Here is a 16576-nt window from a genome sequence, read left to right as displayed (position 1 = left end):
TAAGGCAACAAAAAGGCACGACCTCGTGGTCGTGCCTTTCGATTTGAAATCAACGTAAGCAGCCGGGTTATGGCTTCGGCTTGGTGAGCATCTCGAAGTCGTCGCTGCGGAAGGGGGTGACAGGCAGGCCGTCGGTGGTGAGGAGATTGCACACCGGATTGTCCGACCATGCGTAGCGAACGGCAACGGGTTTGGAGACGCCAGCGGCGCTGACTTCGACCTTATCCTTGCCGGTGATCTTGGCGGTGGCCCAGGCCCACTTCTTGTCCTCACCGCAGATGACGAAGCCTTTCACATCACTCACATCGACGGTGCGCAGGCTGCCGCCGAAGGTGTCGAGTGTGATGACGGCCTTGCCACCGGTGAACTCGGCGGATTTGAACTCAGGACTGCGATACGGCAGCTTCATGCCATAATCCTTCACGAGCGCCCAGCGGGCGAGGCGCTCGGCCACATCGCGCTTGTTCTTCGGATGAATGTCGTTGGATTCGCCAAGATCGATGATGACGGCCTGGCCGCCGTTTTGGATGGCGCTCTGGGTTTTGGTCTGGCTCTCGCGCAGTTCAGCCCACTGGCTGGCGGTGGCCTGCTCGGCATCGGTTTTTTCGGCCATGAAGTCGGCGAGCTGCACCCAGTAGAAGGAGAAATCGCCCTGCTTCCATTCGTTGCGCCAGTTCTGGATCATGAAGGGAAAGAGGCTGGCGTACTCGTAGGCACGTCCGGCGTTGCTCTCGCCCTGGTACCAGATCGCGCCCTTGATGCCGTAGCCGATGGTGGGCAGCAAAGCGCCGTTGTAGATGTTGCCGGGGCGGGCGTTGCCACGCAACCAGGCGTCTGGTGCTCCGGGTGCGCGAGTGGTGAAAGGTTTGCCGGCTGCCTTCGCTTCCTCGGCCTGCTTCTTCCAGTTGGCGAGATTGGTCTCATACTGCTTCTTGGCGGCGTCAGAGCTGAGGAAAGCCTCGTTCTTTTTGGTGTTTTCCGAGAGCAGCTTGAAGCGTGGATCCTTTTCCAATTCACCACGGTTCACCCACGCCTCGGCGGCGCTGCCCCCCCAGGCGTTGTTGATCAGACCGACGGGCACATCGAGCATGTTGTGCAGCACTCGGCCGTAGAAAAAGCCCACGGCGCTGAAGCCGCCGACGTTCTGCGGCGAGCACTCGGCCCACGCGCCTTTGAAATCCTGCTGCGGCTCCTGCGTGCCGAGATTTGGCACCGTGATGAGACGGATGTTCGGATACTTCGCCGTGGCGATTTCCAAATCGGCGTCCCAGGAGCTTTGCACGCTCCACTGCATGTTCGACTGGCCGGAGCAGATCCACACCTCGCCGACGAGCACGTTCTTGAGTTCCTTGGCACTGCTGCCCTTGATCGAAATGGTCGCAGGTTTTGCGTTCGCGGGCACGGGATCGAGTTTCACCGTCCACTTGCCGTCTGCACCAGCCTTCGCGGACTTCGATTGATCACCAAACTTCACCGTCACTTCCGTGCCAGGTGTGTCCCAGCCCCAGAGCGGATTCGTCTGCTTTTGCTGCAGCACCATGTTATCGCCAATGATGGCGGGGAGTTTCAATTCGGCGCGGGCGGTGAGCGTCAGCGCAGCGAGGAGGGTGGTCAGGGTCGTGAGTTTCATGGTCGGAAGAACGGAGCGTGAACAAACGCGGTGCCGAGGCGCTTTTCCATCAAACTTTTGCCAACACGCTTGAACTCGCGGCCAGATGAGGCCAAGCGAGGAGGTTCCTCGCACTCGCCATGCACGGTCATTCGTCATTCGCCATTGATTCGCTTCGCTCACCCCTTCGGGGCGGCCGTTGGCTGTCTGTCTTGCTTTGCTCGGCTCTGGTTTCGTCATTGTTGCTCTGCCCCTCGCTTTTGGCGCAGAGCTTTTACCGTGCGTCGCAGAGTTACAGCACCACGCGTGATCCCGACCCGCCGAAATACGCGCGGCATGCGCCGGAGACCGGCATCGACTTCCTCAAAAATGCCGCGTGGCTCGATCTCGGCCTCGATTACCGCTTCCGCTACGAGTATCGCGACGATGACATCCGCCGTGCGCAGGCGGGGCTAGATGATCCGTTTCTGCATCGCACGCGGGCCTACATCGGCATCCACGACATCCTCGACCCCTTCCGCTTCGCGGTCGAGATGCAGGACTCCCGTCGCTATCACAGCCGGTATCCGCGTGACAACCGCGATGTGAACGAGTTCGAGTTCATCCGCCTCTACGCCGAGCTGCACTTCAAAGACCTGCTCGGCCATGATGTGCACGGCAACGCCCGGCCCGCTTTCATTCGCTACGGCATCCACAATTTCGAGTTCCTCGACCGCCGCCTCATCGGCAACAATCAGTGGCGCAACACCGCGAACACCTTCCAGGGTTTCCACGCCAGCCTCGGCCAGGAGCGCAACGACTGGCAGCTCGACCTCCTCGCAGTGCAGCCTTTGAGCCGCCGGCTGTATGACTGGGATCGCCCCGTGGAGCAGCAATGGATGTTTGCCGCCATCGGCCACTGGCGGCGCTGGGCGCACATCATCACGCTGGAACCTTACTATCTGGCGCTGCATCAGTCCGCCCATGCCGGAGTGGCCGAGCGCATGGTTCACAACCCCGGCCTGCGAGGCTACGGCGTCATTGCCGGCACCGGCTTCGACTACGACACCAGTTTCAATTATCAATTCGGCCAGAATGGCACGCGCAAAGTCCGTGCTTGGTCCGGCACCGCCGAGGTCGGTTACCATTTCAAAATGCCTTGGAAGCCACGCCTCAGCCTCTTCTACGGCCAGGCCTCCGGAGACCACGATCCGAACGACGGCACCGACAATCGCTTCGAGCGCTTTTTCGGCTTCAGCCGCCCGTGGTCGGCGAACGACTACATCGTCTTCGAAAACATCCGCGCGCCGAAGCTGCGCCTCGAATGCGCCCCGGCCAAAACCTTCCGCTTCGATCTCGGCTACAGTTGGTACTGGCTCGACAGCGCCACCGACCGCTTCGCCAACGCCAACAACGTCCGCGACGCCACCGGCAGCTTCATCGGCCACGAGTTCGACATCCGCACACGTTTCAATCTCGGTGACAAAACCGAGCTGATTCTGGGCTATGCGCACTTCAATGCGGGCGGATTCATCGAGAACAACGTCAGACGTGGCGACACGGACTTCGCGTACCTGGAGTTCAGCAGGCGGATTTTCTGAAGCCACGCCTAGAAATGGGCAAGTCGTTCAAGCCTTCGGTGCAGCGGACTTGGCCTCTTGACTGTGCCTTCCCCTAACCACCTCTTACATCGCGCCTCACCTGCATTCACCCCGATGACTGAAATCAACCCGCCAGAGCAAGGCATCTTCATACCGAAGATCGTCAGCAAGCCGCTTAAGCCGGGCCACGGCATCAAGATCGGCATCTTCGCCGGCATTCATGGCGATGAGGAGGCGGGCACTCTGGCTGTGCAGGATCTCATCCGCTGGGCCGCCGAGAAGCCGGAGGAACTGCACGACTACGAGCTGCATTTTTATCCGATCTGCAATCCCTCCGGCCTCGCCCTCGGCACGCGCCACAGCCACAGCGGCCTCGATTTGAACCGCGAGTTCTGGCGCGGCTCCACCGAGTCCGAAGTCGTGTTTCTCGAAGGCGAACTGCGCCGCGAACACTACGACGGCATCGTCTCGCTGCACTCCGACGACACCTCTGACGGCTGCTACGGCTTCGTCAGCGGCGCACTGCTCAGCGCGCATCTGCTGGAGCCTGCGCTGCAAGCATCGAGCGAATTTCTCCCGCGCAACGAGCAGCACATCATCGACGGCTTCCTCGCCTCACGCGGCATCATCAAAGAGGGCTACCTCGGCATCCTCAGCGCCCCGCCGGAACAGCGGCCGCATGCGCTGGAGATCGTTTTCGAGACGCCCGCGCTTGCACCGATGGACGCGCAGGTCAAAGCGACCGTCGCCGCCGTGAAACGCATCCTGGCGGAATACCGCGAGCTGCAGGCGTATGCGGCGAACTTGTAGCGTTCAGCGGCGCATAAGGTCGGGATTCAAAGAGGTTTAGCCATAACGCTGTTGACGAACTCGACGGAATTGTTTCTCATCAACTAGTTAGGCTTCATTCCATGCAACCTCTAAGGCTAGAAATCGACACTCGAAATGATGGCTCCGCTGATTCCTTTCAAGCGGGGTGTCTGGAATTTAGCCGCCTCCGCGCCATTCCACAGTTTCTGCGACACGAGGTAAATTCATCGTCGCGGCACGTAGTCCATCTTTTCGCGAAGGGACCAGATATCCAAAGAGACAGCCCGCAGATTTATGTGAGCATGTTTCGATTGCCTGAGTCGGAGCCCATGTTCTCGGAGCGTCTAAAATCCACGGAGGCTGTGCGCGTAGACTTCCGTCTTCCGGATTCGCACCGTTTTGATCTCACTCTTTTGGCGTTTCCTTCCATACCCCCCGAGTTCTGCCATGAAGCATTTCGGATTGCGGACGGGCCTGCTCGCAGAATCGTCCATGTATACCGATCCAGTCATTGGGCAGTGATTGTGGAGTTCTCCTTAGCGTCCGTTAATTTCATGGATCGAGGGTTCTTCCGTAATTTTGCGGAGAATTGCAAATTTACCCCCCTCACGCAGCCATTATGAATCCATTATCCCGCATTGATTGGGACTACATTGCTACGATTTATGAAACCGGAATCCCCAGGCTTCTGAAAGAAGTCGATAAGGTGGACCCGATGGCACTATGTTTCTGGAACGATTCTAACGGTGGGTTCAATTTCGATATATACCAAGTCGTGGTCGACGAGCACCTCAAATCACTTGAAGGACTTGCAAAAATCCCCGGAGAGAAGCAAATCCGTTTGGGCGATCGAGTGCCAAACTGGGGTCAAGAATGGTCTCAACTAGACGATATCTTCGAGGAGGTCGGAGATGAACTCGCGGATGAAGATGACTATGAGTCTCTCGATGAAAAAATCAGGAGTACGTTAAGGGACGTAGCCGAACGATTTGCCGCCCTGAATTTTGGCATGGCCTCCGACCTAGCAGTCTGGTGGATGATCACGGGTGAAGTCTATCAAGATCCCGCAGGGGCATGGCGAAGCATTGGCTTTCGATCCACGAAGAGTGGTCACGCAAATGGGTCCTAACGTTGACGTTGGCCAACTGCTCACCGTCCCCGCTTCAACCTCTCCAGCTTCACCCCCGCCGCATCCAGCGTCTCCACCTGCTTCGCGAAGTGGAAGCGAATGAAGCGGTGTTCGGGTTCGCGGAAGAAGCTGGAGCCGGGGACACCCGCGACGCCGATCTCGCGCACGAACCATTCGGCGGCCTCGGTGTCGGTGGCGAAGCCGAGGGATGAGATGTCCATCAACACGTAGTAAGCGCCGTGCGGTTCGGTGAACGGCAGGCCAGTGGCGCGGAGATGATTGAGGAAGACATCGCGCTTCGCGGTGTAGAGATCGCGCAGGCCGTGGTAGTAGCTGTCCGGCAGCTCCAGTCCGGCGATGGCGGCCTCCTGCAAGGGCGCGGCAGCGCCGACGGTGAGGAAATCATGCACTTTCCGCGCCTGCGCGATGATGTGCGGCGCGGCCTGGACATAACCGAGCCGCCAGCCGGTGATGGAGTAGGTTTTGGAGAGCGAATTGCACACGATCACGCGTTCTGCGGCTCCGGGCAGCGAATGCATGTAAACGTGCTCATGCGGCGCATAGACGATGTGCTCATAAGGCTCGTCGGTGATGACGAAGGCGTCGTGTTTTTCGGCGAGATCGAGGATCGTTTGCAGTTCGGCACGCGTGAAGACTTTGCCGGTCGGATTGGATGGATTGCAGACGATGATGGCCTTCGCGCCTTGGGCGAAAGCGCGGGCGAGTTCATCGGGATCGAAGCCGAACTGCGGCGGACGCAGCGGGACATAGATCGGTTCAGCGCCGGAGAGGATGGCATCGGCGGCGTAGTTCTCGTAGAAGGGCGAGAAGACGATCACTTTGTCCCCCGGCTCGCAGCAGGTCATCATCGCGCACATCATCGCCTCCGTGCTGCCGCAGGTGACGACGAGGTTTTGATCAGGATCGATCGCCGTGCCGGAGAAATGCGTGATCTTCCGCGCCAGCGCCTGCCGGAAGCGCGGCGCGCCCCAGGTCACGGCATATTGATGAAACGGGCCGCGAGTGGCACGTTCGAGCGCGGCAAGCAGTTCCTCAGGCGGATTGAAGTCGGGGAAGCCCTGCGAGAGATTGATCGCGCCATGCTGGTTCGAGAGCCGCGTCATCGCGCGGATGACGGATTCGGTGAAGGCGTGGAGTCGGCGTGAGGTCGCGGGCATCCTTGCGCATTTGGCGAGATGCCGCGAGGCTGCAAGCGCCCGTCTGCATCGTCATGTTACTGAAACACCTCATCCACGCCCTTCTTCTGCTGGCTTCGTCCGCTCAAGCGACGGAAAGCTGGCATTACCTCGACAACGGCCAGGTGAGGCTTGGTGTGAACCTCAAGGCCGGAGCCTGCATCGGCTGGTTTTCGCCTTCGGGTTCACAGGACAACCTGCTCAACGCTTACGATGTGGGCCGTTATGTGCAGCAGTCGTATTATGGCGATGAGGACGGCAGCGACTGGAACGGCAAGCCGTGGCGCTACAATCCGGTGCAGGGTGGGAGCTGGAAAAATGCACCTGCGGAAGTCGTGGAGACGAAATTCGACGCCACCAGCTTCTACGCGAAGACGAAGCCACGCCACTGGGCCACGGGAGAGTTCGCACCCGAGTGTGTGATGGAAGAATGGCTGCGACTTGATGGCGGACTGGCGCGATTGAAGTTCAAGATGACTTACACGGGCGAAAAAACGCATGCACCGAGGCATCAAGAGCTTCCCGCGCTGTTTGTGACGCCGAAGCTCGACACGATGGTGTTTGTGGATGCTGAAAAGAAGCTCACGCGCAAACAGCCCGGCTTTCCGAACGAATACATCCGCGTCAGCGAACCATGGTGCGCGTGGGTGGACTCAAGCGATCACGGCATCGGCCTGTTCATGCCTCACACCGATCAAGCAACGTGCTACCGCGTGCGCAACGGCAACAAGGGCGATTGCAGCTACCTCGCGCCGATCCAGACCTTCGCGCTGAAGCCGGGACTTGTGTTTGAATACGAGGTCGTGCTCGCGATTGGCAGCTTGGAGAAGTTGCAGACCGTGTTTGCCAAGTTGAAGTGAGTTTTTGTCATGCCCTCCGAACCCGATCCTCCTCCGCAACTTAAAGAATGGTTCAACGAAGCCCGCTATCGGGCCATCGCGACCGAATTGACGGCCATCGCGCCGAAGTTTGATGGGAAGGCCTTTCTCGCTCTCACGCTGGATGGTCTGGCGGAGCGCTCTCTGATGCAGCGGTTGAATCAATGCGCGGTGGCGGCGGATGCCGCATTGCCGGGATCGTTTCAGCAGAAGGTGCGGGTGCTGCAAAAACTCGCACCGAAGGTCGGGCATGAGTTTGTCTCCATTTTTCTCTGCGACTTCGTGGCGATGTTTGGACGCGATGATTTCGACTTCTCGCTGGAGGCGCTGCGGTTTTTCACGGTTTTTGGCTCGGCGGAGTTCGCGGTGCGGCCGTTCATCGTGGCGGATCAGGAGCGGGCGCTGAAAACGCTCCGGCAGTGGACGAAGGACGCGGATGAGAAGGTGCGGCGGCTGGCGAGCGAAGGATCGCGTCCGCGTCTGCCGTGGGGCATGCGTTTGAGCACGCTGGTGCGTGATCCTTTGCCAACGCTGGTGATTTTGGAGGCGCTGAAGGACGATGAGTCGCTGTTCGTGCGGCGTTCGGTGGCGAATCATCTCAATGACATCACGAAGGACCATCCTGAGTTTGTTTTGCAGCTTCTTGAGGCCTGGGAGCTGGAGCAGGCGCACCTGCGCTGGATCGCCAAGCAGGCCTGCCGCACGTTGATCAAGCGTGGACATCCACGCGCATTGAAACTGTTCGGTTTTGGCAAGAAAGCCGAGGTCAAGGCCACCCTTCAAGCTTCACCGCAACGACTCGCGCTCGGTGAACGGCTCACGCTCACAACCGTGATCACCTCAACCAGTCGTCAATCGCAGCGTCTCGCCGTGGATTACGTCATTCACTACATGAAGGCGCGTGGCGTGAGCGCTGAGAAGGTCTTCAAATGGACCGAGGTCGATCTGCCAACGGGTGGCACGTTGGAACTGAGCAAAAGCCAGGTGATCCGTGACTTCACGACGCGGAAGCATCATCCTGGCAAACATCGCGTCGAATTGCAGATCAACGGGCAGCGGGTGGCGGAGTCGATGTTTGTGTTGAAGTGAGATCACTGGCATCCGGCCACGGAGCACGCTCTTTCGGAGCGGTCATGAGCCAGCGGGCGAGGGTGGTGGCGGGATCGTTCGATGGCGGAAGGCGGGAGACGATTTCCTGCTGCGCCTGATGGCGCACGACCTCGGTGGAGCCGTCCGGCAGAAGGCGTTTGGTGGCGCGAGCCTCGGCGAAGTCGAGGAACCAGTCAGGGAGGACGCCGGGACGTGTGGGCAACGGGAGTTCGAACCATTCGCCGTTCTCGCGCTGGAAAGCATAGCGGCTGCCGTCGGCGTGCATGCGCACAGTGGTGGCGCGTTCGCCGCATTTGTGGGGCGCCATGAGCGGTTCGCCGGTTTGCGCGTCCCAGGCGCGATGCGTGCCATCGACGGTGATGGTGAGCAGCGTGCGTTCATCGGGTGTGAGCGCGGCATGGCGGACCGTGTGCTCGTGAAACAGCGGAGCGCAGACAGGACGGCTGCTGGCGGCGTCGGTGACATCAAGGCGGTGGCCGAGTTCGGCGCGAAAGTGGCGCTCCTTGCCACGCAGGAGCAAGAGCAGGGGCGGACCGCCGGGCTGGGCGAGCGAGGCCACCAACCCTGCGCTCTGCGGTGGTGTGGCGCAGGGACGGGGATCGATCATGCGGAACTGCATCTCCCACACTTCAAACACGGGCGTTTTTTCCTCCGCCATGATGACGAGCGAACCATCGCGGCTGGCGGCTGTGGTGCTGAGCAGCAGGCGGCTGTGATGGCTGATGCTGGTGTCGGCCCCCGGATGCCAGAGCCGGATTTCGCCACGCCCGCCGATGACCAGCACATGGCCGCGCACGGACAGCGCGCGACACAGGCGCACGGGGCCTTTCAGGCGGATGCCGGCGCCGATGGGCCGTGTTTCGGGCACGCGCCAGACATTGACGCCGCCGAGGGTGTCGCCCACGGCGAGCGCGTTGCCAGCGTCATTGAAGTTGAGCGCAGAGGCCGGCCCCATGAGCGCCAGCGGCGTGCCGACGGGGTTCAAATCGGGCAGGCGATGCGTCATGACGAGACCGTTCGCAAGACCGACGGCGGCGAGCGTGCCCTGCGGATTGACGGTGATGCTGGTGACGCCGCTTTGGCGCACCTGGAAGGGCACGGCGGCAAGCTGGCCGGTGCGCGGATGAATGGAGACGAGTGTTTTGTTTTGCGAGATGAGCGCGTGCTCCGCTTTGGCATCGAGCGCGAGTTGTGACACGCCGCCTTGCAGTGCGAGCGCTGGTGCCACTGGCTGCTGCGTTTTCACATCCCAAAGCCGCACCTCGCCTTCCAAAGTGCCGACGAGCGCGTGCTGCGAGTCTGCGGCGCAGGCAATGGCGGTGATGCGACCCTGCATTTTCGTTTCAAACGGCATGAAATCGCCGCTGGCGATGTCGTAGCGGGCAAGTCTGCCATCGCTGAAACCGAGAATGAGTGTTTCGTCATCGAGTGTCGTTTGAAACGCGCTGATTCTCGCCCCGGCGGGCAGCGCGAGTTTTTGCGGCTTGCCGCTGCGGCGCAAATCCCAGCGTGCGATGAGATCATGGCGTTCGACGTCGGTGGATTGAAACACCGCGACCGCCATCTTGCGCGCTGCGTTTGCCGCGACGCCGATGATTTTGTCCCAGCCATCCTCCACACGCAGATTCGTGGCGATGCGGAAGCCAAACTGGCTGTGGGCGAGCTGCGAGCACAGATACGCGGCGGCAAGTTCGTTCTGCGGATCGGTGCGCAGTGCGAGGCAAAGTGAGGCGATGGCATCGCTCTGCCGGCCGCGCTCGCTGAGCTGGCGCGCAGTTTGGAAGTCCTTGCGGCTCTGCATGCGCTGCAATTCGCGCTGATGCAACGCGGCAATCTGCTGTGCGCGGCGCTGCTGCATGAAATGCTGCACGCCCGCGCCGATGGCGGCCAATGCAGCGAGCACAAAGGCTGCTGCGACGGCGACACCGCGATGATGACGGCGGGCGAATTTGCGAATGAGGTAAACGTGCGACGCGGGATGCGCCTGCACGGGCTGGTCGGCGAGATGGCGCAGGATGTCCTGCGCGAGCGCGTCCGCGCTGGCATAGCGTTCCCCTGGCTTTGGCGCGAGCGCCTTGAGGATGATGTGCTCCAGATCGCCGCGCAGACGTGGATTGTGATGCGAAGGCGGCACGAGCTTTTTTCCAGCAGCCTCACGCAAAGCCTCGTGCAGCGGCTTTCCACTCAAGGATTTCGGATCGACGACGGGAACACCGGTGAGCAGCTCGTAGAGCAACGCGCCGAGCGCATAGACATCACCACGCACATCGGCGGCCTCGGGGCCGTGCTCGGCCTGCTCGGGGCTGATGTAACCGGGCGTGCCGATGATCTGATCATGCAGCGTGTAAATCGTGCGGCGCGTGAGACGCGTGTCGAGCGCCTTGGCGAGGCCAAAGTCGATGACCTTCACATGCGGAACGCCGTCGGCGAGCGCGACGAGGATGTTCGAGGGCTTCAGATCGCGATGGATGACGCCTTTCGTGTGCGCGTGATGCACGGCGTCGCAGATTTCGACGAACAACCGCAATCTCGCGACTGACGAGGGCTGCTGCTGCCGGACGAATTGCGTGACGGGAACACCGTGAACACGCTCCATGACGAAAAACGGCCGGCTGTCCTGTGTTTCGCCCGCGTCGAGCACCTGCGCGATGCCGGGATGATTCATCATCGCGAGCGCCTGGCGTTCCATTTCGAAACGGGCGATGACTTGTGACGCATTCATGCCCGCCTTGAGCACTTTGACCGCCACTTCCCGGCGGATGGGCTGTGTTTGAGTGGCTTCAAAGACGAAACCGAAGCCGCCTTCGCCCAGCTTCGCGCCGAGCTGATATTTTCCCATCAAGCACGGCTCCAGGCCTTCGGATGCGATCTCGGGCGCGGCCTGGGTCGTCTGAAACGCGGACGTTTCGGTCTCCGGCATCTCCAATCCGCCTTTGAGCAGGCAATGCGGGCAGAAACCTGCGGCGGGCAGGGCACGACCACATTCGGGACAGGCGGGCATGACGATGAGTTCCTCGTTCTTGGCTCTTGGTTCCTGGTTTTAACGGGCGCTGAAGATTTGGAGGAGATGATCGAGCTCGGCATCGACTTCCGTCTCGTTTTCGACGGTGGCGGCGATGTGTTTTTGCAGGAGGTCGCGGTAGCGTTTGCGCAGGCGATGCACGGCGACGCGCGTGGCCTGCTCGTTGATGCCGAGTTTTTGCGCGGCTTCCTCATGGCTCGGCGGCTCGGCCTTCCAGGAGAGAAAGCCGCTGAGAACGGCGAAGGTTTCGCCACGCTCACTGCGCTGATATTCGGTCTCGAGTTCGCGCAGCACGTTTTCAAGCAGGGTGACGGCCCAGCGCTGCTCGAACAAGTGCTCGGGGTCGTCCTGGTCGGCGAGTTCGCGGGCGAGACGATCCTCCGCCATCATGACGTCGAGTTCTAGGTGCTCGCGCCCGCCGCCACGTTTAAGTGCCTGATCATGCCGCCACACGCTCTGAAGATAATTTTTCACGGCGGCGAGGATGAAGCTGCGCAGGCGGCCGTTTTTGGCATCGACCTCCGCGAGATCGCCGCGCTCCAACAGACGCTCAAAGAAGCCCTGCGTATGATCTTCCGCGTCGTGCGGCTGATAACCACGGCCGCGGATGTGCGCATAGACCGGATACCAGTAGAGCTTGCACACACTGGCAAGCGCACGCCGCGCGGACTCGTCATCGCCGCGCAGCCGGACGAGTTGGGACCACGGCGTGGCCGGAAAGAGACCGGGAGTCGCGGGAGCTGTTGCGGGAGTCGCCACGCGGTGAGTTTGCGCCGGAGGTGGTGGCAGGGTCAAGGCGCTTGAGGGCATGAGAGTCATAAAACAAGGAAGAAGCCTGCCGGGGTGAGCCGGCAGGCTGTGTGGGTTTTGAATTGCGAGGTTTAGAAGTCCGCGCCGTCGCCACCGACGATTTCATCGGTGCCGCCACCGCCCCAGAGATCGTCGTCGTCCATGGTGTCGCCAGTGGGCGAGCCGGTGGCCATGATGTGCAGCATCATCGCATCGGTGAACGGCGCTGGTTTGAAGGAATCGTTGCCGTTGCCACCGCTGATGACGACGGGTGCGGGGCTGACCAGGGCGGTCCAGAGCGCCATGATGTTATTGGGCGGAGCAGCAATGCCGATCGGATCACTCACGAGACCTTGCAGCACCGGCGGACGGAAGCCCAGCGGATCGCTCACGAGGCCGTGCGGCACGGGCGGACGATAGCCGAGTGGGTCTGACGTGATGCCTTGCAGCACGGGAGGCTGCGCAGATCCCGCAGGGCCGGCCACGACGCCGAGGGGATCTGACGTGATGCCGCGATCGAGCGGCAGGAAGATCTGATCGTCGTCAGCGCCGCCACAGAGCTGGTCATCGTCAGCGCCGCCACAGAGCTGGTCGTCGTCGGCGCCGCCGCAGAGATTGTCATTGGCCGTGAGGCTGGCACCGCTGCACAGCAGCACCGTGGTAAAGAGGAGGAAGAGATTTGTTTTCATGACTTGGTTTGGTTTGGATTCGCAGCTCCAGGGGTTTGAGAAGGAGCTGTTCACAGGGGAGGAGAGCAAGCCGCGAAAAAGTGTTACAGGCCGGGCGAAAAAAAATCCGCCACCGTGGGGCACACGGAGACGGATGAAGGAAAAAGTCTGCTCGGGGGCGGTTATTTCGTGGCTGTTTTCGCCTGCTCCTGGCTTTCCGGCGACAGACGGGTCAGCGGAACGATGTGTGTGACACCCGTGGCGGGCATTTTCAGCAGCACACCGTCAGCTTGCAGTCCCATGAAGTGAGCCTCAATGAGCTTGCCATCGCTGCTGGTCCACTTCATGAGCGGGCCATCACCGCCCGCAGCGGGAGCGGCGGGAGCCGCCGTTGGCGCAGACGCGGGAGCCGCGCCACCGGCGGTGAGGCTGGCACCTTCGGTGATCCACGCTTTGAAGAGATCGAGTTCGGCAGCGGTGAGCTTATTTTTGCCCTCGGGCGGCATCACGTCAGCGTCATCGTCAGGCAGGGTGCAGTTGATGAACATCGTGCTCTTCATGGCCTCGCCAGGAATGATGTTTTTGCCAGGGCCGATCTGCTCGGACAGCTTGTCATCATCAAGCGCGAGCTTGCCTTTGACCTTTTTCGTCACGCTGTGGCATGCGAAGCACTTGTTGCGGAAGATCGGGGCGATCTGAGTTTTGAAATCGACGGCGGAGGCGGTGCCGACGGTCAGGACGGCGAACATGAGGATGAGGCGTTGGGTCATGGCAATCACAGGAAACGATCAAAAGGGCGGTTTGCCTAGCTAAATTTGCGGGATCGAGGCGTTCAGCGGGCGGCAGGATCGAGGCTGCGAAGTTGCTGAAGTGTCATGAGAATGGCGTCGCGTTGAGACTGGAGCCGGCTGATGCCGAGCACGGCCCGGCTGCCAGACAAGCTGTTCAACAAAGGGCTGGCCTCAGGTCTGGCGGAATCCCACACCGCCGCCCCCTGCAAGGCGCTGGAATTTTTCGCCGCAAGCGCCTGATAATCGGTATTCAATTGCCTTCGCTGCGCGACAAGCTGCTGACGCAGGGTTCCGACAACGCTGGTGGTGGGTGATGAAGGAGCAGTCGCCGACATCCTCGATTGGGTCGTTCCCCTGAGTTTACCTGCTTCTATCCTGCGGGCTTCCGCGAGCAATTGGTCACGGGCCGACATCCTGGCTTCCCGGGGATCGTAGCAAGCCTCCCAGCGCAAGTCGTCGGAAGTAGCCGCCAATGCGACCTTGAGGAAGCCATCCTCATGTTTGATGGAAAGCTCTTCGCCCACAATCGCTGTGATCTCGGCCTCACGCAGCATTTTGCCATTGTCGAGATGAAGGACGGGATATTTTTTGCCCAGCATGGCGCTGCGTCTCTGGGTGCGGAATTTCTCAAACTCTGCCTTCATGGCATCCAGTTCATCTTGGGTCTGCAGCAATTGTTCCTGGGTTTTTTGCAGCTTCGTCTCGACCTCCATCAACTGAAAAACGCGTATCTGCTGGACGCTCAACTCGGCCTGGGCCTGCCGAGCCTGTTCGGTGGCCTGATCGAGCCGTTTTTGAAGCTGCTGATTCTCCTGCTGCAAGGCCTCGTATTCACTTTGCTTCACACAGCCAGGCAGGATGGCGACAAGCATCAGTGCTAAAAGCGTGGCAACGGCCTTGCTGGCTGGCAATGCTGGGGAGTTCATGGAGATTGCTCAGATATAGGCGGCTTGAGGTGCAATTGTCACGCCACGTTTGCTCACATGCGGTATTTCTAAGCGATCTCCTTCCAGATACCGAGCAGGTTTCAGCCGTGCCCAATTCTATATTATTCCGATAGACATAATGTATAACAACTCTTGCCATAGCTTGCTTTCGTGGCAACTTAGCCGAGTCTGTCCGCCCTAAAAACGCCCCCTTCACCCCTGCCTCCATGTCAAAAGCCTCCGTCGAAGACATCAAACTCGCCTCCGTCGGCCTGCGCGGCCAGATCGCCGAACAGTTCGCTGACACCTCGCTTTCTCATATCCCGGAGGACTCAAACGTCCTGCTCAAACACCACGGCTCCTACCAGCAGGACGACCGCGACGTGCGCGCTGAACGCAGCAAGGCCAAGCTCGACAAAGCCTGGAGTTTCATGATCCGCAGCAAGATGCCCGGGGGCCGCATCACCGCCAAGCAGTGGCTCATCCATGACGACCTTTGCACCAAAGCCTTCGGCAACATGCGCCTGACCAACCGTCAGGGCATCCAGCTTCACGGCGTGCTCAAAGGCGGCCTCAAAGAGGTCATTCATAACGTCTGCCACAGCGGCCTCAGCACCATGGGTGCCTGCGGCGATGTCGTGCGCAACACCATGGGCCCCGCCGCGCCGATCAAGGACACCGTCCACGCCGACACGCAAAAACTCACCGAGGAAATCAGCCAGCGCTTCCTCTGGCGCTCCACCGCCTATGCCGACATCTGGCTCGACGGCGAAAAAGTCGATCCCGAGTGGATCAAAGACCCCGAGGTCAATCCCGCCGTGCGCGAGGCGACCAAGGCCCCCGAAGGCGACGATCCGATCTACGGCAAAGTCTATCTTCCGCGGAAATTCAAGATCGGCGTCGCCATCCAGCCCTGCAACGACGCGGACATCTACTCCCAGGACGTCGGCCTCGTGCCGCACGTCGTGAATGGCGAGGTCGAAGGCTACACCATCACCGTCGGCGGCGGCTTCGGCATGAGCCACGGCCAGCTCAGCACGCGGCCCTTCCTTGGTCAGCGGCTACTTTATGCGAAGCGCGCGAATGTCGTCGATGCCATCGAAGCCATCGTCACCACCCAGCGTGACCACGGCAACCGCACCGAGCGCAAAAACGCCCGCCTCAAGTACACCGTGCAGACCATGGGCCTCGACGGTTTCCGCGCCGAAGTCGTCCGCCGCCTTCCCGGCATCGAAACCTTCCCGCCGAAGGAACTCAGCTTCGACAGCGTCGAGGACAACCTCGGCTGGCACGAGCAGGGCGATGGCAAACTCTACTGCGCTGTCCACATCAGCATGGGCCGCATCGTGGACCGTGAAAACGGCCCGCACTACCGCAGCGCCTTCACCGAGCTGTGCAAAACGCTCGACCTGCCCCTCATCGTCACGCCGAACACCAATCTCATCATCGCTGAAGTCTCGCCGGAGCAAAAAGCCGCCGTCGATGCCATCCTCGCCAAACACGGCGTCGTTCACAGCGATGACATGACCCGCGCCCGCAAAGTCGCCCACGCCTGCGTCGCCCTGCCCACCTGCGGCCTCGCTCTGAGCGAATCCGAGCGCGTCCTGCCCGGCTTCATGGACAAGATCGACGAGTCCCTGCGCGAACTCGGTCTCGCCGACGAGCCGATCCTCTTCCGCATGACCGGCTGCCCGAACGGTTGCGGCCGTCCCTACAACGCCGATTTCGGCTTCGTGGGCCGCTCACCGAACAAGTACGCCATGTTTGTCGGCGGCAGCATCCGCGGTAACCGCCTCGCCGGTCTCGAATTCAAGACCGTCCTCGGTGAAGACGTGCCCGGCAAAGTCCGCGAGTTCCTCGAAGCCTTCAAAACCGAGCGCCAGCCCGGTGAAATCTTCGCCGACTGGTTCGCAAGAACCCGCACCACAGGTGAAGCTCCGCAGCCCGAGCAATTCCACATCGAACTCGCTGAACGTGCTGCCAAGCTCGCGGGTGAGAAGGTGAGCGCTGCTGAATAGCTTCAGATTCCGATCTTAAAATCAACGCATCACCGCACTTGTGGCGGACG

13 protein-coding genes are annotated in these 16576 nt (G+C 60.8%); 6 read left to right on the top strand and 7 right to left on the bottom strand.

What is annotated here, in order from left to right; genetic code table 11:
• Nucleotides 1–67: 67 nt before the first annotated feature.
• Nucleotides 68–1630: a sialate O-acetylesterase gene (locus tag U1A53_RS02360; RefSeq protein ID WP_322278754.1), complete on the bottom strand. Its 1563-nt coding sequence runs from the start codon at nt 1628–1630 to the stop codon at nt 68–70.
• A gap of 221 nt (nt 1631–1851) precedes the next feature.
• Between U1A53_RS02360 and U1A53_RS02355 the strand changes: the two genes are divergently transcribed.
• The 3 genes from U1A53_RS02355 to U1A53_RS02345 all read left to right on the top strand — a co-directional run bounded on the left by U1A53_RS02355 (nt 1852) and on the right by U1A53_RS02345 (nt 5128).
• Nucleotides 1852–3189, top strand: coding sequence for an alginate export family protein (locus U1A53_RS02355; protein WP_322278753.1), 1338 nt, complete (start codon nt 1852–1854; stop codon nt 3187–3189).
• Between the two features lie 114 nt (nt 3190–3303).
• Entirely contained in the window at nt 3304–3999 is a 696-nt protein-coding gene (locus tag U1A53_RS02350) for a succinylglutamate desuccinylase/aspartoacylase family protein (RefSeq protein ID WP_322278752.1), read from the top strand.
• Between the two features lie 619 nt (nt 4000–4618).
• The gene (locus tag U1A53_RS02345) at nt 4619–5128 is read left to right on the top strand and encodes a hypothetical protein (RefSeq protein WP_322278751.1); all 510 of its coding nucleotides are present in this window, start codon (nt 4619–4621) and stop codon (nt 5126–5128) included.
• 20 nt (nt 5129–5148) lie between these two features.
• On the opposite strand, the gene U1A53_RS02340 is transcribed toward U1A53_RS02345, so the two are convergent.
• Complete coding sequence (locus tag U1A53_RS02340; protein ID WP_322278750.1) at nt 5149–6306, bottom strand: pyridoxal phosphate-dependent aminotransferase; 1158 nt, start codon at nt 6304–6306, stop codon at nt 5149–5151.
• Between the two features lie 53 nt (nt 6307–6359).
• On the opposite strand from U1A53_RS02340, the gene U1A53_RS02335 reads away from it, so the two are divergent.
• Both U1A53_RS02335 and U1A53_RS02330 read left to right on the top strand, forming a co-directional pair.
• The gene (locus U1A53_RS02335) at nt 6360–7184 is read left to right on the top strand and encodes a hypothetical protein (RefSeq protein ID WP_322278749.1); all 825 of its coding nucleotides are present in this window, start codon (nt 6360–6362) and stop codon (nt 7182–7184) included.
• A 9-nt stretch (nt 7185–7193) separates the two neighbouring features.
• Nucleotides 7194–8291: a DNA alkylation repair protein gene (locus U1A53_RS02330; RefSeq protein WP_322278748.1), complete on the top strand. Its 1098-nt coding sequence runs from the start codon at nt 7194–7196 to the stop codon at nt 8289–8291.
• Here U1A53_RS02330 and U1A53_RS02325 read toward each other — a convergent pair.
• The 5 genes from U1A53_RS02325 to U1A53_RS02305 all read right to left on the bottom strand — a co-directional run bounded on the left by U1A53_RS02325 (nt 8248) and on the right by U1A53_RS02305 (nt 14508).
• Nucleotides 8248–11313, bottom strand: coding sequence for a WD40 repeat domain-containing serine/threonine protein kinase (locus U1A53_RS02325; protein WP_322278747.1), 3066 nt, complete (start codon nt 11311–11313; stop codon nt 8248–8250). The genes U1A53_RS02330 and U1A53_RS02325 overlap by 44 nt on opposite strands.
• Before the next feature lie 39 nt (nt 11314–11352).
• Entirely contained in the window at nt 11353–12144 is a 792-nt protein-coding gene (locus tag U1A53_RS02320) for a hypothetical protein (RefSeq protein WP_322278746.1), read from the bottom strand.
• 71 nt (nt 12145–12215) lie between these two features.
• Entirely contained in the window at nt 12216–12812 is a 597-nt protein-coding gene (locus tag U1A53_RS02315) for a hypothetical protein (RefSeq protein ID WP_322278745.1), read from the bottom strand.
• Between the two features lie 161 nt (nt 12813–12973).
• Entirely contained in the window at nt 12974–13561 is a 588-nt protein-coding gene (locus tag U1A53_RS02310; protein WP_322278744.1) for a c-type cytochrome domain-containing protein, read from the bottom strand.
• A gap of 62 nt (nt 13562–13623) precedes the next feature.
• The gene (locus U1A53_RS02305) at nt 13624–14508 is read right to left on the bottom strand and encodes a hypothetical protein (RefSeq protein WP_322278743.1); all 885 of its coding nucleotides are present in this window, start codon (nt 14506–14508) and stop codon (nt 13624–13626) included.
• Between the two features lie 227 nt (nt 14509–14735).
• On the opposite strand from U1A53_RS02305, the gene U1A53_RS02300 reads away from it, so the two are divergent.
• Nucleotides 14736–16526 carry an NADPH-dependent assimilatory sulfite reductase hemoprotein subunit gene (locus U1A53_RS02300; RefSeq protein WP_322278742.1) on the top strand — a complete coding sequence of 597 codons (1791 nt, stop codon included), beginning with the start codon at nt 14736–14738 and terminating at the stop codon, nt 16524–16526.
• Nucleotides 16527–16576: the final 50 nt, after the last annotated feature.

The sequence above is a fragment of the Prosthecobacter sp. genome (genome assembly GCF_034366625.1).
Taxonomy (GTDB): domain Bacteria; phylum Verrucomicrobiota; class Verrucomicrobiia; order Verrucomicrobiales; family Verrucomicrobiaceae; genus Prosthecobacter.
The sequence above is the reverse complement of the archived record's forward strand: the minus strand, read 5'-3'. Positions and strand labels throughout refer to the sequence as shown.

Bases quoted from the DNA above. Each gene is read 5' to 3' on its own strand.
- U1A53_RS02320 (WP_322278746.1), bottom strand. From the start codon at position 12,144: ATGCCCTCAAGCGCCTTGACCCTGCCACCACCTCCGGCGCAAACTCAC.
- U1A53_RS02315 (WP_322278745.1), bottom strand. From the start codon at position 12,812: ATGAAAACAAATCTCTTCCTCCTCTTTACCACGGTGCTGCTGTGCAGC.
- U1A53_RS02340 (WP_322278750.1), bottom strand. From the start codon at position 6,306: ATGCCCGCGACCTCACGCCGACTCCACGCCTTCACCGAATCCGTCATC.
- U1A53_RS02310 (WP_322278744.1), bottom strand. From the start codon at position 13,561: ATGACCCAACGCCTCATCCTCATGTTCGCCGTCCTGACCGTCGGCACC.
- U1A53_RS02350 (WP_322278752.1), top strand. From the start codon at position 3,304: ATGACTGAAATCAACCCGCCAGAGCAAGGCATCTTCATACCGAAGATC.
- U1A53_RS02360 (WP_322278754.1), bottom strand. From the start codon at position 1,630: ATGAAACTCACGACCCTGACCACCCTCCTCGCTGCGCTGACGCTCACC.
- U1A53_RS02345 (WP_322278751.1), top strand. From the start codon at position 4,619: ATGAATCCATTATCCCGCATTGATTGGGACTACATTGCTACGATTTAT.
- U1A53_RS02330 (WP_322278748.1), top strand. From the start codon at position 7,194: ATGCCCTCCGAACCCGATCCTCCTCCGCAACTTAAAGAATGGTTCAAC.
- U1A53_RS02305 (WP_322278743.1), bottom strand. From the start codon at position 14,508: ATGAACTCCCCAGCATTGCCAGCCAGCAAGGCCGTTGCCACGCTTTTA.
- U1A53_RS02325 (WP_322278747.1), bottom strand. From the start codon at position 11,313: ATGCCCGCCTGTCCCGAATGTGGTCGTGCCCTGCCCGCCGCAGGTTTC.
- U1A53_RS02335 (WP_322278749.1), top strand. From the start codon at position 6,360: ATGTTACTGAAACACCTCATCCACGCCCTTCTTCTGCTGGCTTCGTCC.
- U1A53_RS02300 (WP_322278742.1), top strand. From the start codon at position 14,736: ATGTCAAAAGCCTCCGTCGAAGACATCAAACTCGCCTCCGTCGGCCTG.